We start from the raw sequence: 20,690 nt of genomic DNA, 5'->3' as shown, positions 1-20,690 counted from the left end.
AGTGATGGCGGGCTTTTTCGTCTCAGCGATGTGTCGCCGCGCATCGCCATGCTGGCATTTCAAACTTGCCCCACCCCCCGTCTGACTTTCTCCAACAACTCCCCCAGCCGAAACGGCTTCACCAGCATATCCATCCCTTCCCCTAGAAACGCCTGCCGGTCCCGCGCCTCATCCGCATAGCCCGTCATGAACACCACGGGCAGCCCTGGCCGATACGTCCTGGCCATATCTGCCAACTCCCGCCCACTCAACGTCGGCAATCCCACATCGGTCAACAGCAAATCCGGCCCCGGCTCCAGCCGCAACTGATCGAGCGCCTCATCGATCGTCGAGGCCAAGGTGCAGCGGTACCCCGCGTCAGTCAACGCTTCAGCCACCGACAAGCGCACCGAAGCCATGTCCTCGACGATCAGCACATGCTCACCATTGCCCCGCACATCTTCCGCAGCCTCTCGGTGCGGGGGCACCGCGCAGTCTTCGGTGGCGGGCAACATCAAGGTCACTTCCGTGCCTTGGCCCAGCACACTGCGCAACTCGACATGCCCGCCCGACTGGCGGGCAAAGCCGTAAATGGTCGACAAGCCCAAGCCGGTCCCCTGTCCAAGCGGCTTGGTGGTGAAGAACGGGTCGAAGACCTTGTCCAGCAGCTCAGGCTCGATGCCGCTGCCGTCGTCGCGCACCGTCACCGCCACGTAGGGCCCGTCACGCAGGTTAGGGTCGCCGTGCACCAGCGCCGCGCAGGTCTTGACCCAGATATGCCCGCCTTTGGGCAGGGCGTCACGGGCATTGATCACCAGATTGAGCACGGCGCTCTCCAGCTGCACGGGATCGACCAGAGCGGTGGTGGCGTGGGCCGATAAATCCAGGGAAAGGGTGATGCGTTCGCCGATGGTGCGGGCGAGCAATTCTTCCAGCGAGCCGACGTGCTGGTTGACCTCCACCGGGCGGGTGTCCAGCGGCTGCTGACGGGCGAAGGCGAGCAGGCGCTGGGTGAGCACGGCGGCGCTGCTGGCGGAGCTCAGGGCGGCGTCGACGTACTTGGGCACCTTTTCCGTGCGGCCTTCGACCACGCGTTTGCGAATCAGCTCGAGACTGGTGATCACCCCGGTCAACAAGTTGTTGAAGTCGTGAGCGATGCCGCCGGTCAGGCTGCCCAAGGCATCCATCTTCTGCAGTTGCAGCAGCTGGGCTTCGGTGCGGGCGCGCTCGGCGACTTCCTTGGCCAGCTGGGTGGTGGCGTCGTCCAGGCGGGCCAGGTGCGAGCGTTCGCGGTGGCGGTGTTCGGTGATGTCTTCGACGAACACCAGGCACAGGCCGGGGGTACGGTAAGGCGAGAGCTGCCATTCGGTGTCGCGCGCTTCGCCGTGCAAGCGCATGCCGAGGTTGCCGCGCCAGCGCTTGCCGGCGCGCAGGTGCTGGCGCAGTTCTTCAAGCGCCAGCGCCTGGCCGTCGGCGAAACATTCGCGCAGCTGTTGCGGGTCGCGGTTGTCTTGTACCAAGTGGGTGAAGGCGTGGTTGCATTCATGCACCTTGAGCTCGGCATCGAGCACGGCGATGGGCGCCGACACACTGCGGAATATTTCCTGGAAGCGCGCCTCGCTTTCGCGCAATGCCCGTTCGCTGTCGCGTACCCGCAGCAGGGTACGCAGGGTGGCCAGCAACACGTCCGGGTCCACAGGGTGGATCAGGTAGGCGTCAGCACCGGCGTTGAGGCCGGTGATGATGTCGCCGCTCTGGATCGACGCGGCCGACACATGAATCACCGGCAACAACGCGGTGCTGGCGTCTTCGCGCAGCAGCCGGACGATATCGAAGCCGCTCATGTCGGGCAGGTTCACATCGAGAATCAGTGCATCCACCTGCTGCTCACGGATCAACGCCAGCCCCTCGCCGCCGGTGCCGGCTTCCAGCACCTCGTAACCATGCACGTCCAGACGCCGGCGCAAGGCGTAGCGAGTGGCCGCATTGTCGTCGACGATCAGCAGGCGCACGTCAGGTTTCATCGGTGTTCTCCTGGGCGAGGGCCAGCGGAATGATCACATAGAAGCATGAACCGATCCCGGGCTCGCTGCTCACGCCCACCTCACCGCCCAACAGGCTGGCGAAGCGCTTGCACAACGACAGGCCCAGGCCGGTGCCACGCAGGCGTTTCTGCAGCGGGGAGTCGACTTGGGCGAAGTCTTCGAACAGGGTATTCAACAGCCCGGCAGGGATGCCGATACCGGTGTCGCTGACGGCGAAGCGGATGTGGTTATCGCCCTGCAGTTGTGCAGAAACCCGCACTTCGCCACGTGAAGTGAACTTCACAGCGTTGGAGATGAAATTGCGCAGGATCTGCGCCAGCTTCTTGTCGTCGGTGTACAGCCTGGGCAGGCCAACCGGTTCCTCGAAAATCAGGTCCACCGCACTGGCGTCGACAATCGGCCGGAACATGCCGCGCAACGCTGCGAACAGGTCGAGCATGTCGAACCAGGCCGGCGAGATGGTGATGCGCCCAGCTTCGATCTTGGCGAGGTCGAGCAGGTCGTCGACCATGTCCGACAGCTCGCGTGTCGCCGTGCTGACGAACGCCACCTGGCGGTGTTGCTCCTGGGACAATGGGCCGTCCAACTCGTCGGCGAGCAGGCTGGTGATGCTCAGGATCGAGCCCAGCGGGGTACGGAACTCGTGGCTCATGTAGGACAGAAAGCGGCTTTTCAGGTCCGATGCCTGGCGCAGTTGCTCGGCCTGTATATCCAGCTCGGCATACAGCGCCAGTACGCCCTGATTGGTCTCTTCAAGTTCGGCGCGCAGCGCTTCGTTTTCGGCTTGCAGGCGGGCCACCAGTGCCGCCTGGTCGGTTGCGGGTTCAGCCATGGGAGGGCTCCAGGTCGACGACCAGTACCGTCACGTCATCCCGCCCACGGCAGAAGTCACGGTGCAGCACGGTCGCGATCACGGCCGGGTGGCGATGCACCAGGCCAGGGTAGTCAGCAAGGTTCCAGCGTGATTGCAGGCCATCGCTGTACAGAATGAGCAGAGTGCCGTTCACCTGAGCGTAGTCGAAAGCCTGCGCCTTGCGGTATTGGCCGCCGACGATGCCCGGCAGCGAGGCCAGGCCACGGGTTTGCGTGCCGTGGATCAGGCTGGCGCCGATGTTGCCGATGCCGGTGAACGTCAGACGGTTGATGCGCGCATCATGCTGGGCGACTGCCACGGCGCCACCGCGGGTGCCAGCCATCGCCTGATGCAAGCGTTCGATCAGCAGCAAGGGGTCGATGAACGCGTCGGCGGCAAATGCCTCGGCGCCTGCCTGCGCGGCCGTCTCGGCGTCTGGCCCGTGGCCCAGGCCGTCCACCAGCAATGCGCTGAGGCGGTGGCCGTCGAGCGCCACGTGCCAGGTGTCGCCACAGGCCGGGTCGTCATGCAGGGCGTGATGACTGACGCCGATACGCAAGTCAACCGCTGCGTTCTGGCGCCGGTACAAGCGCGCCAGAATCACCGAGCCGCGGGCGTCGCTGTGTACATCGAACACCTGGGCCAGGCGTGCGATGGCGCCCAGGCCAATGCCCTGGGTGCCGCCGGTGGAGTAGCCATCGGTCAGGCAGGTCGCGGTATCGAAGCCCTGCGCCCGGTCCACGGCCAGCAGCTCGATGCCATGGCCGTCGGCGCCTGGCACTGCGCGCAGGTGCAATTCGCCGCGCTGTGCATGTTTGAGCACGTTGCTGGCGAGCTCGGTGGCCAGCAGCGCTACACGCCCTGAGTCCTCGGGGTCGAAACCTTGTTGCTCGGCCAGTTTCTGCGCCATACGCCGGGCGTGGCCAACCTGGCTGCTGTCTTCCAGCGGCAGCACCAGCGTGCGGCTTGCGCGTATGTTCATGTCCATCGCGTAATCGTCACCCGGGTACCTTCGCCTGGCGCGGTGTCCAGCTCGAACTCATCGACCAGGCGCCGGGCACCGGTCAGGCCCAGACCGAGGCCGTTGCCCGAAGTCCAGCCGTCGGTCAGCGCCAGTTTGATGTCGGGGATGCCGGGGCCCTCATCGCGGAACACCAGGCGCAAGCCTGTACGCCCGGCCTCTTCCAGCACCTGCCAGTCCATGTCGCCGCCACCGCCGTACACCACGGTGTTGCGCGCCAGCTCACTGACGGCAGTCACCAGCTTGGTGAGGTCGACCAGGCGCATGCCGCATTCGCCAGCGAGCTTGCGCGCCAATTGGCGGGCCAGTACTACATCCTGCTCGATTCGCACCGGCAGGCTGCCGCTCTCCTGGGCGTTCATGCGCGCCTCACAGTCTGGCGCAGCCGCTGCATGCCGCGCTCGACGTTCAGGGCGGTGCTGACGCCCGGCAGGTTCAGGCCCAGCTCCACCAGGGTAATGGCAACGGCCGGCTGCATGCCTACCACCATTACCTGAGCGTCCATCAGCCTTGAAAGGCTGGCGATGTCGGCGATCATCCGGCCGATGAACGAATCGACCATGTCGAGGGCGGAGATATCGATCAACAGGCCTCGGGCAGAGGTGCTGCTGATGCGATCGGTGAGGTCGTCCTGCAGGCGCATGGCCAGTTCGTCATGCATGTCGACCTGGATGGTCACCAGCAGGAATTCACCCATTTGCAGGATCGGAATCCGTTCCATGGCTTACACCCGCTCGGCCAGGCTCACACCCAGGCGCGACAGGGCCAGTTTCAACGCGTCGGCAAGGTTGGCCTTGGTGGTCAAGGTGCCGAGGTCGAGCCCCAGATGCACGATGGTCTGAGCGATCTGCGGACGTACGCCGCTGATGATGCAATCTGCGCCCATCAGACGGATCGCGGTGACCGTCTTGAGCAGGTGCTGGGCCACCAAGGTGTCGACGGTCGGCACGCCGGTGATGTCGATGATGGCGATTTCCGAGCCGGTGTCGACGATGCGCTGCAGCAGCGACTCCATCACGGTCTGGCTGCGCTGCGAGTCCAGGGTGCCGATAAGCGGCAAGGCCAGCACGCCGTCCCACAGCTTCACCACTGGCGTGGACAACTCCAGCAGCTCTTCCTGCTGGCGCTTGATCACCGCCTCGCGGGTTCTCTGGTACGTGCGGATGGTATGCATGCCCATGTTGTCGAGCAGCTCGGACATCACCCACAGTTGCTCGGCCAGGCGCCCGGGCTCGTTGCTGTAGTGAGCCTGCAGGAGGCCGAACAACGGGCCTTTGAGGCCGAAGATGAAGAACACCGTCTGGTGTGAATCATGGCCGAGCTGGGCTCGGCTGGCGGAGAGTTTTTCAAGGAACCGCCGGGCTTCGTCCCAACCGGTCGCGGCGATGTTGTTGCCGCTGTCTGATTGCAGGCCCTCGATCAGCAGTTGCAGAAACTCGCGGGTTTCCTGGCTGAGCATCTGCTCTTTGATGTTGCGCGTGGCGCCGCTGGCTTCCAGGCCCGATATCCACTCATCGAGCAATTGCGCCTGATGGGTCTTGATCGCTTCCAACGTGCTGCCGTGCAGTGCTGCCATGTGCCTTTCGCTCCTGTGCGTTAAGGCCGGCATCCCCATGTGCTCGCCGGCCTGCAAAAAATGACATCAGCGCTATTAAATAGTTGTGGAATACGGAAAGATAGTTGCAACACGCCACCTTGGCGCGTCGCAGCAGGCCAAGGCCTGTCATTTACTCTGCCCAAGCCGGGTCGCCAGTGAATACTACGGTGATCCAGCGATCCGGTCCTTCACCTCCCACGGCACCGCCGATCTCATCACGCAGCGCATCCCATTCGGCAATCGAGCGGGCTGGCATGTCGGTGGGCACGATGAAGTACAGTTCGATCTCGCGTGAACGCCCGACCTTGGCCACATAGGCCTTGTAGGATTGCAGGCCATGCTTGGCGACAAACTGCTGGGCGACTGTGTCGACATGTAGCTTGAGATCGCCAGGCGTCACCAGGAAGATTTCCGCTAGCGCCTGGCGCACCACCGACAGTGGCAGCGGAATGATCACCAGGCACACCAGGGCAAGGACGGCCGGGTCAATGTAGGGCGATACCCATTCCCATCGCGTGCCTTGTACGGCAAAGCCGAAGCAGAAGGCGATCAGCAGGGCGGCGGTAATGCTGGCCGACATCACCCAGCCTTTGACGTCCATGCGTACGAAGTCGGAGTTCAACTTGCGGTTGGCGCGCGCCTCGACCACGGCGATGGTCGCGCAGGCGATTACCGTCAGCACGGCATAGACCATGGCGATGCCGAACTCCAGATGGCGGCCGCCCTGCAGGACGCTGCTGACGGCGTTGATCAGTGCGTAGATGGCCACGCCGCTGAGCAGGATGCCGTTCAATGCCAGGACCATCGGCTCCAGGTGCCAGAAGCCCATGGTGAAGCGCTCGCGCAGCTTGCGTGACAGCTGCAGGCTGGTGGCGTGGGAGGTGATCAGCTTGACCACCACCAGCGACAGACCGCTCATGCTGGCGTCGACCAGGGAGTAGACGCCGTCGAAGATGATCGAAAACGAGCCAGAGGCCAGGCCGAATGCGATGCCGATGGTGGCGATGAACAGGGTGACGGCGATCGAGGTGCGTAGCAGGCCCTGCTCGCTGGTGATGTCGAAGAAATGTTGTTTGTGTGGTGCTTCCATGGGTAAAACTCATTCAAAAGGTGGGTTGCCTGAGCCGGCCTATTCGCGGGCAAGCCCGCTCCCACAGAGTCCACTGCAAGCACGGTCCCTGTGGGAGCGGGCTTGCCCGCGAAGAGGCCGGTACAGACTAAACGCGAAACTGTTCCATCAAGGCTTGCTGCTGGTTGGCCAGGCGATTCAAAGCCTGACTGATCCGCGCCGACTCATCCGCCTGGCCCGACAGCGATTCTGTCACATCACGAATACCGGCCACGTTACGGTTCACTTCCTCTGCCACCGCGCTCTGCTCCTCGGCCGCCGAAGCGATCTGCAGGTTCATGTCGCTGATCACCGCCACAGCCTCACCAATCCGTTGCAAAGCCGGGAGCGCCTGTTCCATGCGGGTAGCGCTGGCCTGAGCCTGGCGCTGGCCTTCGTGCATGGCGCCGACGACATCCTGGGTACCTTGCTGGAGGCCTTCGATCACCTGACGGATCTCTTCCACCGACACCTGGGTACGCTGCGCCAAGCTACGCACTTCGTCGGCAACCACGGCAAAACCACGGCCGGCCTCTCCGGCGCGGGCGGCTTCGATGGCGGCGTTGAGCGCCAGCAGGTTGGTCTGCTCGGCGATCGCGCGGATCACCTCGAGCACCGAGCCGATCTGTTCGCTGCGGTGCTCCAGAGCACGAGCCTCGTCCATGGCGGTGTTCATGTCAGCTGCCAGCTGGTCGATGGCCTGGCGGGTGCTGGCAATAAGCTGCAAGCCTTCGCGGCTGGCCTGGTCGGCGCCGCGTGCGGCCTGGGCCGCTTGCGCTGCGTTGTGGGCGACGTCCTGGGCAGTGGCGCTCATCTCGTTGGCGGCGGTGGCCACCTGTTCGATCTCGCGCTGTTGCTGCTGCATGCCATTGCTGGTCTGGCTGGCGATGACGGCGGACTGGTCGGCGGTGCCGCGGGCTTCCTGCAGCGAGCCTTTGACCTGGGCGATCACCGGTTGCAGCTTGTCGAGGAAGCGGTTGAACCAGCCGCTCAGTTGGCCGAGTTCGTCCTGGCGGGCGTAGTCCAGGCGGCGGGTCAGGTCGCCTTCGCCGCTGGCGATGTCTTCCAGGCGGGCAGCCACGGCCAGGATTGGCCGGGTTACGCCGCGTGCGGTCAGCCATACCAGCAACAGGCCAAGCACTGCGGCGCCCAACCCGATGAAGAGGCTGGTCAGGTTGGCGCTCTGGTTGTGTTCACCCAGGCGCTGGTTGAGGGCGACGGCGGGTGCTTGCAGTGCTGCTTCGGGCAACTCCAGCATCACCTGCCAGGGCGCTGCGCCAGGGATCGGCGCGAAGGGGCGGGCCACGCGCAGCAAACCCTGGGCGACATCGTTGTCCAGCGGCTTGCCCAGCTTGCCCGCGTCACGGCTGTGGCCGGCGAGCAACCCGTTGTTACTGACGATGCTCACCTGGCCCTGGCCGTCGAACAGTTCCTGGCGTCCATCGAGGCTCAGCTGTTGCAGGTTGTCCAGGCCGATATCCAGGCCCACCACGCCCACCACCTTGCCGTTCTCCAGCAGGGGCAGGGCGATGCTGGTCATCAGCACCTGGCGGCCGTTGACTTCGTCCAGATACGGCTCCACCACGCAGGCTCTGGCGGTTTCCTGGGGGCAGGTCAGCCAGCGGTTTTGCGCGACACCATTGGTGCCGACGGTGCCGTCGGCAAGCATCGATTCCGGCATGGCCTCGCGTTCGAGTGTGCCTGGGCTTGGTTGCGACCAGTACAGCGAGAAGCGCCCGCTGTCGTTGCTGCCAACGGCTTCCTGGGCGACGAACTGGCTGTCCTGGTGGTCCAGCGCATTGGCTTGGAATACCAGATACAGGCCGATCACATCCGGGTTGACGGCCAGGCTGGCACGGGCTTCGCGGGTCAGTTCAGCGCGCAGGTCGCTGCCGCCATGAGCCTTCAGCACTTGCACCAGGCGGGAAAAGCCATTGGCGTACTGATAGGCATCCATGAAATAGCGCTGGATGCGCAACGTCTGGGTTTCGGCATGGGCCTGCAGGCGCAGGCGCGCGCTGTGTTCGAGCATTTCACTGTTGGCCTGGCTGACCAGGGCTGCGCTGCGCTGTGCCTGGGTCAGCGAGGTCGCCACCAGCAGGGCGACGATGGCCAGCAGGCACAGGCCGGCGAGCAAGGTGATCTTCCACTGGATGGAGAGGCGACGCAGCAGCATGGGATCTTTCCTTTTCGAGCAACAACAACGCCCGCGTTCAGGCGCGGGCGTTGTCGGCAGCGTGATGATTCAGTCGTGGTTATTCCGCCACATAATTCGGCGGCGCGGCGGTGAACGCCTTGGTCAGCCAAGCCAGGTACACCAGGCCCAGCGCTGCCCAGACGCCGCCGAACATCAGCGAGTGCGGGTTCAGGTCAAGCCACAGCGAGACGATGATGCAGAAGCCGATAGTCGGCAGCACCAGATAGACCAAGTTGTTTTTCAGACCCTGACGATTGCCTTCGCGCAGGTAGCAGTGGTTGATCACCGACAGGTTGACGAAGCTGAACGCCACCAGCGCGCCGAAGTTGATGATCGAGGTGGCGGTGACCAGGTCGAAGAAGATCGCCGACAGCGAAATCAGGCCGACCACCGCGATGTTCATCACTGGGGTTTTGTAACGCGGGTGCAGGCGGGCGAAGATACCGGCCGGGATCACCTTGTCGCGGCCCATCACATACAGCAGGCGCGAGACGCTGGTTTGCGAGGCCAGGCCGGACGCGATGGTGTTGATCACGGTGCAGGCGATGAAGATCGACTGGAACAGCTTGCCGCCGACGTACAGGGCGATTTCCGGCAGGGCGGCTTCCTGGTCGTGGAAGCGGCTCATGGTCGGGAAGTAGGCCTGGATGAAGTACGACACGGTGATGAACACCAGGCCGCCGATCAGTGCGGTAAGGAAGATCGCCCGGGGGATGGTCTTGGCCGGGTCGCGGGTCTCTTCCGACAGGCAGGTCACTGCGTCGAAGCCCAGGAACGAGAAGCACAGGATGGTCGCGCCGGCGGCCAGGGCGCTGAACTGGGTCTGGCTGTCGGCGAACGGCAGCAGGCTCCAGGCCGTGCCCAGGCCTTCGCCCTGGTCCAGGCCGCGCACGCAGAGGTAGATGAACACGGCGATGATCGCTACCTGCACGGCCACGAACAGCAGGTTGAAGTGCGCCACCAGGTTGACGCTGCGCATGTTGATCAGGCTGATCAGGGTGACGAAACCGGCCACCCAGATCCACTCAGGTACTTCGGGGAACATCGCCGAAAGGTAGAGCTTGGCCAGCAGGGCGTTGACCATTGGCAGCAGCAGGTAGTCGAGCAGTGACGACCAGCCAACCAAGAAGCCCACGTGCGGGTTGATCGCGCGCTGGGTGTAGGTATAGGCCGAGCCCGATTGCGGGAAGCGCCGCACCAGGGTGCCATAGCTCACTGCGGTGAACAGGATGCCGGCCAGCGCCAGGATGTAGGCGCTGGGCACGTGGCCTGCGGTTATCCCGGAGACGATGCCGAAGGTGTCGAACACGGTCATCGGCGTCAGGTAAGCCAGGCCGATGATGATCACGTGCCAGAGGCGCAGGGTTTTACGGAGTTGGCCGTTGCCGGTGGCGTTGTGATCAGGCTGCATGCTGGCGTGGCTCCTGCTGTTGGGCGTGAACGGCGGGCACGGGGGGTTGCGCATGCGGCAGGGGCGAGCGGGAGGGCTCCATGTTATTCACCTTTTATGTTGGAGCGGCGGGAGGCGCGCATAGGTAGGCGCGCTAAGTGGTGAAAATAAAAAACGATGGGTAGGTGGGTGTCAAGTTAAACATGACAAGATGTTACTAAATCGAAATATTTATCGATTTTTAACCCGTTATGTTCGGTATTTGCGCGCTTTTTTGCGATTTTGATCGATGTGGATGTCCGTAAAATTTAACGAGTAAGAGGTTTCCTTGTGCAGTGTCGGATACTGCCTAAATGCGTGATTTCGTCTCGTCGGCGATCACTTGGGCGAGATCGGGGTGATACTATTTCGCACCCGCGCAGCCTTCCAGCTGCCAATCCGGCCATATGGACATCAATCGGTTCAATTCATGAAGAAATCAGTAGGCATCCTCTCCGGCCTGGCCATCGCCATTGCCGTCGTCACCACCGCTGGCGCCTGGTACACCGGCAAACAGCTGCCTGAGCAGCTGGAGCACTCCATCAGCCGTGGCAACGCCCAGCTGAAAAAGGCCCTGGTCGGGGTGGGCGGCAACATGACCCTCGAATTGGCTTCGCTGGAGCAGCATTTCTTCAGCAGCACCGCGCACTATCGGCTCAAGGCTCGCGACATCCACTTGTCCGATGGCCAGACGGTCGATTTCGAGGTGGGTGTCACCGATCAGATCGAGCATGGGCCGTTCCCGTGGTCGCGGGTCAAGGCGTTCAAGCTGATGCCAGTGCTCGCGGCCAGCAACAGTGCGCTGGACAAGGACGACTTCACTGCGCCGTGGTTCGCCGCTGCGGGTGACAAGGCCCCGGTGACCTCGCAGACCAGCATCGGCTTTGGCGGCAACGTCGATGGCAGCATCCTGCTGGAGCCGGTCAAATTGACCGAGGACAACGGCAGTACCCTGGACTTCTCGGGCATGCGCCTGGCAATCAGCGGTGACGAATCGGGTAATGCGTCGAAATTCCATGGCACAGCCGATCGTTTCGAAATGAAATTGGTGGGCGAAGATCACCCACCCGCCACCTTCGAACTGAAGGGGCTGAAGATCGGTGGCAACCTGGCGGCCACCCAGCATGACGCGATCTATGTCGGCGCCCTGGATGTGCTGTTGGCAGAAGCCAAGGCGACCTTGGGGCCGAAGCAGCAAGTGCTGCTGCTCAAGGGCCTGGAGCAGAACGCCGTGCAATCGCTGGACGGCCCGGATACCGTAGGTGGCCGTGTGGATTACAAAGTGGCGGACATCACCTGGGACGGCCGCGCGGTCGGCAGTGGGCAGATGGCGGTGAGCATCAAATCGATCAACGCCCCGGCCCTGCAGTCGTTGTCGCAGTGGTACCAGGCGCATTTGCCAGAGTTCCAGGCGGCCGCCGCTGCCGGGCAGCCATTCCCGGAAATCCAAATGGGCGACGCAGAGAAAGCCAAGTTCCAGGGCGACCTGAAACAGCTGCTGGCGTCCAAGCCGCAGCTGGCGGTCGAAAACCTGTCGTTCAAGACGGCCAATGGCGAAAGCCGCTTCAACCTGACCATGGATTTCGCCAGCCCCACCTCCTTCGACCTGCCGTCCGACCAGTTGAGCAAGCAACTGATCACCCAGGTAAAGAGCAAGCTGTCGCTGTCCAAGCCGATGATCGGTGACCTGGCCACCTTGCAGGCGTTGCTGGAAGGGCAGACCGATGCCCAGGCGATCGCCATGCAGTCCAGCCAGGCCGGTGAAATGGTCGGCATGATGGCGCTGCAGAGTGGCATGGCCACGGTGCAGGGCAATGATGTGGTATCGAGCCTGCACTATGCCGATGGCATGGTCGACTTCAACGGCAAGAAGATGACTGTTGAAGAGTTCGCCATGATCCTCGCGGCGCACTTTGCGGCGATGCAGCCACAAGGCTGATTCTCCAAGCCTGTGCTCGCCTCTTCGCGGCTAAAGCCGCTCCCACTGAACCCCGCCCTGTGGGAGCGGCTTTAGCCGCGAAGAGGCCAGCACAGGCTCGACAAAAACCGCTTTTGAATTGTCACGATTGTCTGTAGCCTTCGGCGTCCGATAACAATCCGCGCCCGCAGAGGGCCGTGGCGGCATGCCTGCCGTCCGGCACCCCTAGCCGATCTGTCAGGGCCGGGTGATACACTCGATTTGACGCGCACGCGCGCCTGCAGGTCCAGCGATCATGACCCAGATTTCCGAACGCCTGTTGGTTCAGGCCCACCTCGACGCCAAGCAGCCCAACCCGCTGACAGCCGAGCAGGAGGCCGAATACCGTGCGGCCATCGCTGCCGAGCTCAAGGCACAGAACGCCGTATTGGTTGCCCACTACTACTGTGACCCGGTGATCCAGGCGCTGGCCGAAGAGACCGGCGGCTGCGTGTCCGACTCGCTGGAAATGGCCCGTTTCGGCAAGAACCACCCCGCCGAAACGGTGATCGTTGCTGGCGTGCGCTTCATGGGCGAAACCGCCAAGATCCTCACTCCGGAAAAGCGCGTGCTGATGCCGACCCTGGAGGCCACCTGCTCGCTCGACCTGGGTTGCCCGGTCGAAGAGTTCTCGGCCTTCTGCGACCAGCATCCCGAGCGCACTGTGGTGGTCTATGCCAACACCTCGGCGGCGGTCAAAGCCCGCGCCGATTGGGTAGTGACATCCAGCTGCGCGCTGGAGATCGTCGAAAGCCTGATGGACAACGGCGAGACCATCATCTGGGGGCCAGACCAGCATCTGGGCCGTTACATCCAGAAGCAGACCGGCGCTGACATGCTGCTGTGGGACGGTGCCTGCATCGTTCACGAAGAGTTCAAGTCGCGCCAGTTGGCCGACATGAAGGCGCTGTACCCGGATGCGGCAATTCTGGTACACCCCGAGTCGCCTGAGTCGGTGATTGACCTGGCCGACGCGGTGGGTTCCACCAGTCAGCTGATCAAGGCCGCGCAGACCCTGCCGAACAAGACGTTCATCGTCGCCACTGACCGTGGCATCTTCTACAAGATGCAGCAGCTGTGCCCGGACAAGGAATTCGTCGAAGCACCGACTGCCGGTAACGGCGCGGCCTGCCGCAGTTGTGCGCACTGCCCGTGGATGGCGATGAATACCCTGGAGCGGGTGCTGGATTGCCTGCGCAAGGGGACTAACGAGATTTTCGTTGACCCGGCGTTGGTGCCCAAGGCGATCAAGCCGTTGAACCGCATGTTGGACTTTACTCAGGCGGCTCGGCTCAAGTTGTCCGGTAACGCCTGACGCGAAACCGCGTCGCCTGCTTCGCGGGGCAAGCCCGCTCCCACAGAACATGGGGGTGAACCCTTGTGGGAGCGGGCTTGCCCCGCGAAAGGGCCGGCACTAGCGCCCCATCATTTCCTGCACCATGCGCCGCTGTTCCATGATCTCGCGCTGGCGCTGGTCGATCTGCGACGCCAGCGGGAAGTTGCTCCCCGCTCGGCGCTTGGCGTAATCCAGCTGCTGGATCGCCTGGTCAAAATCCCCCACCAAGGTGAAGTACTCGGCACGCGCCCGGTGCAGCCCGATGGTATTGCCCGACAAACCACGCACCTCGGCCATGTCGTACCACACGTCCGGGTCATCCGGCCGGCTTTTGAGCAAGTCGTTGAGTACCTTCTCGGCCTCGGCCGGCTTGTTCTGCTTGACCAGCAAATCGGCGCGCACCTGTTTCAGCGGGTAATTGCCTGGATACAGCCCCTGCATGCGCTCGGCCCGCTGCTGCGCATCGGTCAGGCGGTTGTTGGTGATGTCCAGATCGATCTGCGCCAGGTTGTAGGTGATGTCGTTGGGCGCCTTGGCCAGCAGCGGCTTGAGGTTCTCGCGTGCTTCATTGAGTTGGCCGCCTTTGATCTGTGCCAGGGCCAGGCCATAACGCGCGGCGTCCAGCTTGGGATCCTCGTCGAGCTGCGCGCGGAAACGCTTGGCTGCCAAACCCGGAGTACCTTCGTAGGTGAGGGCCACGCGGGCGCGAATAAGCTGGTAGCGCTGGCTATCCTCGACGCCACCCTTCGGCGCCTGTTCGGCGCGGTTGCGGGTGTCGGCGATACGCGATTCGGTCACCGGGTGAGTCAGCAGGAATTCCGGAGGCTTGGCGTCGAAACGGTACTGGCGCGCCAGGCGCTCGAACATGGTCGGCATGTTGCGCGGGTCGTAACCGGCCTTTTCCAGGTTCTGGATGCCGACGCGGTCGGCTTCCTGCTCGTTCTGCCGCGAGAAACGCCGCTGCTCCTGGATTGCCGCCGCCTGGGTACCGGCAATCATGCCGATGCCGGCATCACCGGCACCGCCGGCCGCCAGCACGATACCAGCCAGCAGCGCGGCCATCATCGGCAGTTGCATACGTTGCTGGGCTTCGACGCCACGGGCGAAGTGGCGTTGGGACAAGTGCGCCAGTTCGTGGGCCAGTACCGAGGCATACTCGCCTTCGGTCTGGGCATTGAGGAACAGCCCGCCGTTGACCCCGACGATGCCGCCGGGTGCGGCGAAGGCGTTGAGTTCGCGGCTATCGATGAGGATGAATTCCAGGCGCCGGTCCTGCAGCTGGCTGGTTTCGGCCAGGCGGTACACAGTGGTCTCGACGTAGTCTTTGAGCTGCGGGTCGTTCAGCTGATTGACCTGGCCGCGCAGCATGCTCAGCCAGGCGCGCCCCAGGTCGTGTTCCTGTTTCGGCGAGACGATCGCGGAACTGGCGTCGCCCAGTGATGGCAGGTCGTCCGCATGGCCGGGGAGGGCCATCAGGCAGGCCAGCGTCAGCAGGGTGGGGCGCAGTAGATTCATGCACGAAGCTCGCGTCGGATCAAAGCCCCTACTGTAGCCCGCTCGCACGTTGGCGACCAGTGGCGGTATCCTAGCGGACCTGTTACCAGACACGTCTGCCCCACGGCTGGAGAATCTTCGATGAGTGACACCCTGACCTGCGACGCCGAACTCGACGCCAGCGGGCTGAACTGCCCATTGCCGCTGCTCAAGGCGAAGATGGAGCTCAACCGCCTGGCCAGTGGCGCAGTGCTCAAGGTGATTGCCACCGACGCCGGCTCCCAGCGCGACTTCCGCACTTTTGCCAAGCTGGCCGGTCATACGCTGCTGCAGGAAACGGCCGAGGCCGGTATCTATACCTACTGGCTGCGCAAGGCCTGAGCTTCAACCTAAGGATCGTCAATGTTCAAAGTGCTTCGCGACTGGATGCATCGCTACTTCTCCGATGAGGAGGCGGTGGTGCTGGCGGTCCTGCTGTTTCTGGCCTTTACCGCGGTCCTTACCCTCGGCGGCATGCTTGCACCCGTGCTGGCGGGCATGGTGCTGGCGTTTTTGATGCAGGGGCTGGTCAATGCCCTGGAGCGCCTGCGGGTGCCGACGCGGCTGGCGGTGATGCTGGTATTCGCGCTGTTCATGGGGGCGCTGGCGGTGTTCCTGCTGGTGTTGGTGCCACTGCTCTGGCATCAGCTGATCACCTTGTTCAACGAACTGCCGGGCATGCTTGGCAAGTGGCAGTCGCTGCTGTTGCTGCTGCCCGAGCGCTACCCGCACCTGGTGTCGGACGAACAGGTGCTGCGTGCGATCGAGTCGGTGCGCGGCGAGATCGGCAAGTTCGGCCAATGGGCGCTGACCTTCTCGCTGTCGAGCCTGCCGCTGCTGGTCAACGCCATGATCTACCTGGTGCTGGTGCCGATCCTGGTGTTCTTCTTCCTGAAGGACCGCGTGCTGATCGGCCGTTGGGTCAGTGGCTATCTGCCGCGCCAGCGCAGCCTGCTGAACCGGGTGGGCAGCGAGATGAACCGGCAGATCGCCAACTACATTCGCGGCAAGGGCATCGAGATTCTGATCTGTGGGATCGCCACCTACATTGCCTTCATTACGCTGGGGCTCAACTACGCAGCATTGCTGGCGCTGCTGGTGGGCTTGTCGGTGGTGGTTCCGTATGTGGGGGCGGTGGTGGTGACTGTGCCGGTGACGCTGATTGCGTTGTTCCAGTGGGGCTGGGGCGACCAGTTTATCTACCTGATGACGGTGTACGCGATCATTCAGGCGCTGGACGGCAACGTGCTGGTGCCGCTGCTGTTCTCCGAGGCGGTCAGCCTGCACCCGGTGGCGATCATCTGCGCGGTGTTGTTGTTTGGCGGGTTGTGGGGCTTCTGGGGGATCTTTTTCGCGATTCCGCTGGCGACGCTGATCAAGGCGGTGCTGGATGCCTGGCCGCGGCAGGAGCCTGCTGTGGCGCCAATGCTTTAATTTCGAGGTGGCTTCTTCGCGGGCAAGCCCGCTCCCACAGGTGCTGCGCTGTGACTAAGTCCTGCACTGTCCTGTGGGAGCGGGCTTGCCCGCGAAGGGGCCTGAATCAGTTTCAAGCCTTGTTCAGGGCCTGGGCCGCCGCCAACACGGCATCCACATGCCCGGGCACCTTCACCCCGCGCCATTGCTGACGCAGCACCCCGTCCTTGTCGATCAGGAACGTGCTGCGGTCCACGCCCATGTATTCCTTGCCATACAGCTTCTTCAGCTTGATCACATCGAACAGCTGGCACAGCGCTTCGTCCTTGTCGCTGATCAGCTCGAACGGGAAGCCCTGCTTGGTCTTGAAGTTCTCGTGCGACTTGATGCCATCACGCGATACCCCGAACACCACGGTGTTGGCCGCCTCGAAGGCTGCATGCTGGTCGCGGAAACCCTGGCCCTGAGTGGTGCAGCCTGGAGTGCTGTCTTTGGGGTAGAAGTACACCACCACCTGGCGGCCCTTGAGCTCGGCCAGGCTGACCGTCTGGCCGCTGGTGGCCTGGGCCTGGAAGTCGGCGACGGGTTGCTCGAGTGCTACGGCCATGGTGGCTTTCCTTATACGGGGTTCTGTGGGCGCCAAGGTTCGATCAGCGCGTCCAGGTTGAGGGCGTCGGCAAAATCGAGGAACTGGTCGCGCAGCCAGCTGATCTGCGTGCCGGCCGGCAGGATCACGGTGAACTGAGCGTTGAGCATGCTGCTGCCGGTCTGTGGCGCCAGGTAGGTGTCGCAAGTCATCGCTTCCAGCTCGACACGATGGTCGAGGAAGAACTGGCACAGCTCGTTGATGATGTCCGGGCGATAGGCGGCGCTGACGTAGGCCACATAAGGCAGGGCCTGCGGGCGCACCTCCTGGTCGGCGCTGCGCACTACGTCGAGGGTCAGGCCGTGCTTCTTGCCCAGGCCCGGCAGGGTGGCTTCGAAGCGTGCCAGGGCATCCCAGCTGCCGCCGACCTGCAAGACCAGGGCGCTGGTCTCGCCATGGCGGCTCAGGCGCGAGGTGACGACCGCACAGCGGTTTTCGAAGGCAGCGCGGCTGAGGACGTTGGCCAGCTCCATCGGGTTGGGGCCCAAGGCACTGATGACAAGGAATTGTTCGCGGACGGTGGGGGTGGACATGCAGCATTCCTAAAGCGATGAGCGGTCGGTACAGGACGGGCGAAAGCCTCCTGTCGGCAGGGCCCGGGGCTCGCATGCGAGGACGTGGACGCTGGCCGGGGAGCAAGGTCGACGGCCCGGCGGGCCGCGCTGCACCGATCAAAGGGTCAAGGGTAGCGAAATAAGGCGCCGAGGGGAATGCTCCGCCCGCCTGCTTCGCTTGTGCAAGGCCGATGCCCCCAGTACCATTACCGCTCTCTTTTTCCGGCAGGAGCAGTTACATGATTGCGGGCAGTATGGTGGCATTGGTCACACCCATGGATGCACAAGGGCGTCTTGATTGGGGCAGCCTCGACAAACTTGTAGACTTCCACCTGGAAAATGGCACCCACGCGATCGTCGCTGTCGGCACCACCGGTGAGTCCGCCACCCTGGATGTCGAAGAACACATCCTGGTCATCAAGCACGTGGTCGAGCGCGTCAAGCACAGCAAGAAGCCGATCCCGGTGATCGCCGGCACCGGCGCCAACTCCACCGCCGAAGCCGTGCACCTGACCCAGAACGCCAAGAATGCCGGCGCCGACGCCTGCCTGCTGGTGGTGCCGTACTACAACAAGCCGACCCAGGAAGGCCTGTACCAGCACTTCAAGCACATCGCCGAAGCCGTCGACATCCCGCAGATCCTCTACAACGTACCCGGCCGCACCTCCTGCGACATGCAGGCCGAGACCGTGATCCGCCTGTCTACCGTGCCGAACATCATCGGCATCAAGGAAGCCACCGGCGACCTGGTGCGCGCCAAGGCCATCCTCGATGGCGTCAGCGATGACTTCATCGTCCTGTCCGGCGACGACCCGACTGCGGTCGAGCTGATCCTGATGGGCGGCAAAGGCAACATCTCCGTCACCGCCAACGTCGCCCCGCGCGAAATGGCCGACCTGTGCGAGGCCGCCCTTGAGGGGAATGCCGAGAAGGCCCGCGCAATCAACGAACAACTCATGCCGCTGCACAAAGACCTGTTCTGCGAAGCCAACCCGATTCCGGTGAAGTTCGCGCTCGTGGAAATGGGCCTGATGCACAAAGGTATTCGCCTGCCGCTGACCTGGCTGAGCGAAGGCTGTCACGAAAAAGTCCGTACTGCCTTGCGCCAGTCCGGCGTACTGGTTTAATCGAGGAAGTACACCGCATGAAGCGACTGGCTGGTCTTTCCGCGCTCGCCCTGATCATTTCCAGCACCAGTGGGTGTGGCTGGCTGTGGGGCGAGGATGGCTATTTCCGCGACCGCGGCAGCGATTACCTGCAGGCGCACCCAACCGCCCCAATGCAGCTGCCGCCGGACGCCAGCAACGTCAAGCGCCTTGACCCGCTGCTGCCGATCCCGCGCAACGTCGCCGACGATAGCGCCACGGGCGAATTCGAAGTGCCGCGTCCGCAACCCCTGACCGGCGGTGCCGAGGTCAGCGATTTCAGCCTGCAGCGCAGCGGCAACAGCCGTTGGGTGCTGGCCCAGCGTTCGCCTGCCGAAGTCTGGCCGGTGGCGCACCAGTTCTTCGAGGACAACGGTTTCCGTATCGCCGAAGAGCGCCCGCAAACCGGCGAATTCACCACCACCTGGCAGCGTTTCGACGAACTGTCGGCCTCGCTCGGCCAGCGCCTGGCGAGCACCGCCAGCAGCGGCGACAGCGAAGTGCGCGTGCGTGTTCGCATGGAACCCGGCGTGCAGCGCAACACCTCCGAGGTGTACGTCGTCAGCGTCGAGCGCCCGGCCGGCAGCACCGCCGACACGGCATTCCCGTCCACCTCCAGTAACACCGGCGCCGATGCGCTGCTGGTCGACGAAATGCTCGCCAGCATGAACCGCAACGCCGAGAAGGGCGGTTCGGTGTCCCTGCTGGCCGCGCGCGATTTCGATGCGCCAAGCCGCGTCAGCCTGAGTGAAGACGGCAGCGGCAACCCCGTGCTGTTCCTCGGCTCCGACCTGGACCGTGCCTGGTCCGGCGTGGGCCGTGCGCTGGAGCAGGGTGGCGAATGGCGCGTCGAAGACATCAACCGCAGCCTGGGCCTGTACTACATCAACCTGTCGGAAAAACCTGACGACAAGCAGAACCAGCCTGGCTTCTTCAGCCGCCTGTTCGGCAGCGAGCCGACCAAGGAAGAACGCGAAGCCCGTGCCGAGCGTTACCAGGTGCGCCTGAGCAAGGTTGGCGAGAGCGTGCAGGTGACGGTCGAGAAAAACATCAACACCGTGGCCCCGGCCGATGTCGCCCGCCGCGTGCTGAGCGCCATTCAGGACCACCTGGGTTAAGTGCGCTTCGCGGTACTCGGAAGCGGCAGCCAGGGAAATGGCACGCTGATCGCCAGCGGTGACACGTTCATCCTGGTCGATTGCGGGTTTTCCCTGCGTGAAACCGAGCGGCGCCTGGCGCTGCTCGGGGTGTCGGCAGCGCAACTGAGCGCCGTGCTGGTCACCCACGAACATGCCGACCACGTGCATGGGGTGGGCTTGCTGTCACGGCGCTACAATGTACCGGTCTACCTCAGCCAAGGGACGTTGCGCGGCCTGCGCAAGCCGGTGGAGGTGGCCGGTTTTCTCGCTTGTGGCGAGCGCCTGCAGATCGGCGCCCTGGAAGTGAGTGCGGCGCGGGTCGAGCACGATGCCTATGAGCCGCTGCAGTACGTCATCAGCGACGGCCGCCGGCGCTTCGGCATGCTCACCGACCTGGGCTCGTACGATGCACTGCTGCTGGAGCGTTACCAGGGCCTGGACGCATTGCTTATCGAAGCCAACCACTGCCGCGATTTGCTGGCACGCGGTCACTACCCGGTCTTCCTCAAGCAGCGGGTAGGTGGCATGCAAGGACATTTGAACAACCACCAGGCCGCGCGCCTGGTGCAAGAGTTGGGCTGGAACAACCTGCAACACCTGGTGCTGGCCCACCTCAGCAGCAAGAACAACCTGCCACATCTGGCCCGCCAGTGCTTCGTCGACACCCTTGGGTGCGACCCGGACTGGCTCCAGGTGGCGAATCAGGAACACGGGCTCGACTGGCGCGAAATCGCCTAG

At 63.6% G+C, this 20,690-nt stretch carries 18 protein-coding genes and 2 pseudogenes; 7 read left to right on the top strand and 13 right to left on the bottom strand.

The window, feature by feature from the left end:
- Nucleotides 1–59 precede the first annotated feature (59 nt).
- The 10 genes and pseudogenes from ACIPZF_RS04885 to ACIPZF_RS04840 form a co-directional block, all read right to left on the bottom strand.
- Nucleotides 60–2,003: a response regulator gene (locus ACIPZF_RS04885; protein ID WP_400795868.1), complete on the bottom strand. Its 1,944-nt coding sequence runs from the start codon at nt 2,001–2,003 to the stop codon at nt 60–62.
- A complete protein-coding gene (locus ACIPZF_RS04880; protein WP_400795865.1) occupies nt 1,993–2,856 on the bottom strand; it encodes a sensor histidine kinase in 864 nt (287 codons plus the stop codon). The genes ACIPZF_RS04885 and ACIPZF_RS04880 overlap by 11 nt, the downstream gene beginning before the upstream one ends.
- Nucleotides 2,849–3,859, bottom strand: a complete 1,011-nt coding sequence (locus tag ACIPZF_RS04875; RefSeq protein ID WP_400795862.1) for an ATP-binding protein — start codon at nt 3,857–3,859, stop codon at nt 2,849–2,851. Before ACIPZF_RS04875 ends, ACIPZF_RS04880 begins: the two co-directional genes overlap by 8 nt.
- Nucleotides 3,856–4,260, bottom strand: coding sequence for an anti-sigma regulatory factor (locus tag ACIPZF_RS04870; protein ID WP_400795859.1), 405 nt, complete (start codon nt 4,258–4,260; stop codon nt 3,856–3,858). Before ACIPZF_RS04870 ends, ACIPZF_RS04875 begins: the two co-directional genes overlap by 4 nt.
- Nucleotides 4,257–4,619 carry an STAS domain-containing protein gene (locus ACIPZF_RS04865; protein ID WP_400795856.1) on the bottom strand — a complete coding sequence of 121 codons (363 nt, stop codon included), beginning with the start codon at nt 4,617–4,619 and terminating at the stop codon, nt 4,257–4,259. The genes ACIPZF_RS04870 and ACIPZF_RS04865 overlap by 4 nt, the downstream gene beginning before the upstream one ends.
- A 3-nt stretch (nt 4,620–4,622) precedes the next feature.
- Nucleotides 4,623–5,474, bottom strand: a complete 852-nt coding sequence (locus ACIPZF_RS04860) for an STAS domain-containing protein (protein ID WP_400795854.1) — start codon at nt 5,472–5,474, stop codon at nt 4,623–4,625.
- Nucleotides 5,475–5,625: 151 nt separating this feature from the next.
- Nucleotides 5,626–6,585 carry a cation diffusion facilitator family transporter gene (locus ACIPZF_RS04855; protein WP_400795851.1) on the bottom strand — a complete coding sequence of 320 codons (960 nt, stop codon included), beginning with the start codon at nt 6,583–6,585 and terminating at the stop codon, nt 5,626–5,628.
- A gap of 127 nt (nt 6,586–6,712) precedes the next feature.
- Nucleotides 6,713–7,231: pseudogene (gene mcpU / locus ACIPZF_RS04850) on the bottom strand (methyl-accepting chemotaxis protein McpU); the annotation flags it as partial.
- Nucleotides 7,232–7,570: 339 nt separating this feature from the next.
- A pseudogene (locus ACIPZF_RS04845) lies at nt 7,571–8,272 on the bottom strand (HAMP domain-containing protein); the annotation flags it as partial.
- A gap of 586 nt (nt 8,273–8,858) precedes the next feature.
- Nucleotides 8,859–10,211 (bottom strand): APC family permease, encoded by a 1,353-nt coding sequence (locus tag ACIPZF_RS04840; RefSeq protein ID WP_400795848.1) that lies wholly within the window; start codon nt 10,209–10,211, stop codon nt 8,859–8,861.
- A gap of 448 nt (nt 10,212–10,659) precedes the next feature.
- On the opposite strand from ACIPZF_RS04840, the gene ACIPZF_RS04835 reads away from it, so the two are divergent.
- Both ACIPZF_RS04835 and nadA read left to right on the top strand, forming a co-directional pair.
- Nucleotides 10,660–12,168, top strand: a complete 1,509-nt coding sequence (locus ACIPZF_RS04835; protein WP_400795846.1) for a YdgA family protein — start codon at nt 10,660–10,662, stop codon at nt 12,166–12,168.
- A gap of 274 nt (nt 12,169–12,442) precedes the next feature.
- The gene (gene nadA, locus ACIPZF_RS04830; RefSeq protein WP_346611719.1) at nt 12,443–13,501 is read left to right on the top strand and encodes a quinolinate synthase NadA; all 1,059 of its coding nucleotides are present in this window, start codon (nt 12,443–12,445) and stop codon (nt 13,499–13,501) included.
- Between the two features lie 99 nt (nt 13,502–13,600).
- Here the strand turns inward: nadA and ACIPZF_RS04825 are convergent, their stop codons facing one another.
- Complete coding sequence (locus ACIPZF_RS04825) at nt 13,601–15,037, bottom strand: M48 family metalloprotease (protein WP_400795843.1); 1,437 nt, start codon at nt 15,035–15,037, stop codon at nt 13,601–13,603.
- Nucleotides 15,038–15,157: 120 nt separating this feature from the next.
- Between ACIPZF_RS04825 and ACIPZF_RS04820 the strand changes: the two genes are divergently transcribed.
- Complete coding sequence (locus tag ACIPZF_RS04820; protein ID WP_400795840.1) at nt 15,158–15,397, top strand: sulfurtransferase TusA family protein; 240 nt, start codon at nt 15,158–15,160, stop codon at nt 15,395–15,397.
- Nucleotides 15,398–15,418: 21 nt separating this feature from the next.
- The gene (locus ACIPZF_RS04815) at nt 15,419–16,489 is read left to right on the top strand and encodes an AI-2E family transporter (RefSeq protein ID WP_400795837.1); all 1,071 of its coding nucleotides are present in this window, start codon (nt 15,419–15,421) and stop codon (nt 16,487–16,489) included.
- Nucleotides 16,490–16,601: 112 nt separating this feature from the next.
- On the opposite strand, the gene ACIPZF_RS04810 is transcribed toward ACIPZF_RS04815, so the two are convergent.
- Nucleotides 16,602–17,075 carry a peroxiredoxin gene (locus ACIPZF_RS04810; RefSeq protein WP_400795834.1) on the bottom strand — a complete coding sequence of 158 codons (474 nt, stop codon included), beginning with the start codon at nt 17,073–17,075 and terminating at the stop codon, nt 16,602–16,604.
- 11 nt (nt 17,076–17,086) lie between these two features.
- Complete coding sequence (locus ACIPZF_RS04805) at nt 17,087–17,647, bottom strand: glycine cleavage system protein R (RefSeq protein ID WP_400795831.1); 561 nt, start codon at nt 17,645–17,647, stop codon at nt 17,087–17,089.
- 260 nt (nt 17,648–17,907) lie between these two features.
- On the opposite strand from ACIPZF_RS04805, the gene dapA reads away from it, so the two are divergent.
- Genes dapA through ACIPZF_RS04790 form a run of 3 tightly spaced genes read left to right on the top strand, consistent with a single transcriptional unit; the run spans nt 17,908 to nt 20,690 of the window.
- The gene (gene dapA, locus ACIPZF_RS04800) at nt 17,908–18,795 is read left to right on the top strand and encodes a 4-hydroxy-tetrahydrodipicolinate synthase (protein ID WP_400795828.1); all 888 of its coding nucleotides are present in this window, start codon (nt 17,908–17,910) and stop codon (nt 18,793–18,795) included.
- A 17-nt stretch (nt 18,796–18,812) separates the two neighbouring features.
- Nucleotides 18,813–19,931, top strand: a complete 1,119-nt coding sequence (gene bamC / locus ACIPZF_RS04795; protein WP_400795825.1) for an outer membrane protein assembly factor BamC — start codon at nt 18,813–18,815, stop codon at nt 19,929–19,931.
- Nucleotides 19,932–20,690, top strand: a complete 759-nt coding sequence (locus ACIPZF_RS04790) for an MBL fold metallo-hydrolase (protein ID WP_400795822.1) — start codon at nt 19,932–19,934, stop codon at nt 20,688–20,690.

The organism is Pseudomonas sp. NPDC089752, assembly GCF_044748725.1.
GTDB lineage: Bacteria > Pseudomonadota > Gammaproteobacteria > Pseudomonadales > Pseudomonadaceae > Aquipseudomonas.
Note: the sequence above shows the minus strand (reverse complement) of the source record. Positions and strands in the feature narration are given on the sequence as shown.

Coding starts and splice junctions, on each gene's coding strand:
- ACIPZF_RS04870 (WP_400795859.1), bottom strand. CDS start 4,260: ATGAACGCCCAGGAGAGCGGCAGCCTGCCGGTGCGAATCGAGCAGGAT.
- ACIPZF_RS04805 (WP_400795831.1), bottom strand. CDS start 17,647: ATGTCCACCCCCACCGTCCGCGAACAATTCCTTGTCATCAGTGCCTTG.
- nadA (WP_346611719.1), top strand. CDS start 12,443: ATGACCCAGATTTCCGAACGCCTGTTGGTTCAGGCCCACCTCGACGCC.
- ACIPZF_RS04855 (WP_400795851.1), bottom strand. CDS start 6,585: ATGGAAGCACCACACAAACAACATTTCTTCGACATCACCAGCGAGCAG.
- ACIPZF_RS04825 (WP_400795843.1), bottom strand. CDS start 15,037: ATGAATCTACTGCGCCCCACCCTGCTGACGCTGGCCTGCCTGATGGCC.
- ACIPZF_RS04815 (WP_400795837.1), top strand. CDS start 15,419: ATGTTCAAAGTGCTTCGCGACTGGATGCATCGCTACTTCTCCGATGAG.
- ACIPZF_RS04880 (WP_400795865.1), bottom strand. CDS start 2,856: ATGGCTGAACCCGCAACCGACCAGGCGGCACTGGTGGCCCGCCTGCAA.
- ACIPZF_RS04840 (WP_400795848.1), bottom strand. CDS start 10,211: ATGCAGCCTGATCACAACGCCACCGGCAACGGCCAACTCCGTAAAACC.
- ACIPZF_RS04865 (WP_400795856.1), bottom strand. CDS start 4,619: ATGGAACGGATTCCGATCCTGCAAATGGGTGAATTCCTGCTGGTGACC.
- ACIPZF_RS04835 (WP_400795846.1), top strand. CDS start 10,660: ATGAAGAAATCAGTAGGCATCCTCTCCGGCCTGGCCATCGCCATTGCC.
- ACIPZF_RS04875 (WP_400795862.1), bottom strand. CDS start 3,859: ATGAACATACGCGCAAGCCGCACGCTGGTGCTGCCGCTGGAAGACAGC.
- ACIPZF_RS04885 (WP_400795868.1), bottom strand. CDS start 2,003: ATGAAACCTGACGTGCGCCTGCTGATCGTCGACGACAATGCGGCCACT.
- dapA (WP_400795828.1), top strand. CDS start 17,908: ATGATTGCGGGCAGTATGGTGGCATTGGTCACACCCATGGATGCACAA.
- ACIPZF_RS04820 (WP_400795840.1), top strand. CDS start 15,158: ATGAGTGACACCCTGACCTGCGACGCCGAACTCGACGCCAGCGGGCTG.
- ACIPZF_RS04810 (WP_400795834.1), bottom strand. CDS start 17,075: ATGGCCGTAGCACTCGAGCAACCCGTCGCCGACTTCCAGGCCCAGGCC.
- bamC (WP_400795825.1), top strand. CDS start 18,813: ATGAAGCGACTGGCTGGTCTTTCCGCGCTCGCCCTGATCATTTCCAGC.
- ACIPZF_RS04860 (WP_400795854.1), bottom strand. CDS start 5,474: ATGGCAGCACTGCACGGCAGCACGTTGGAAGCGATCAAGACCCATCAG.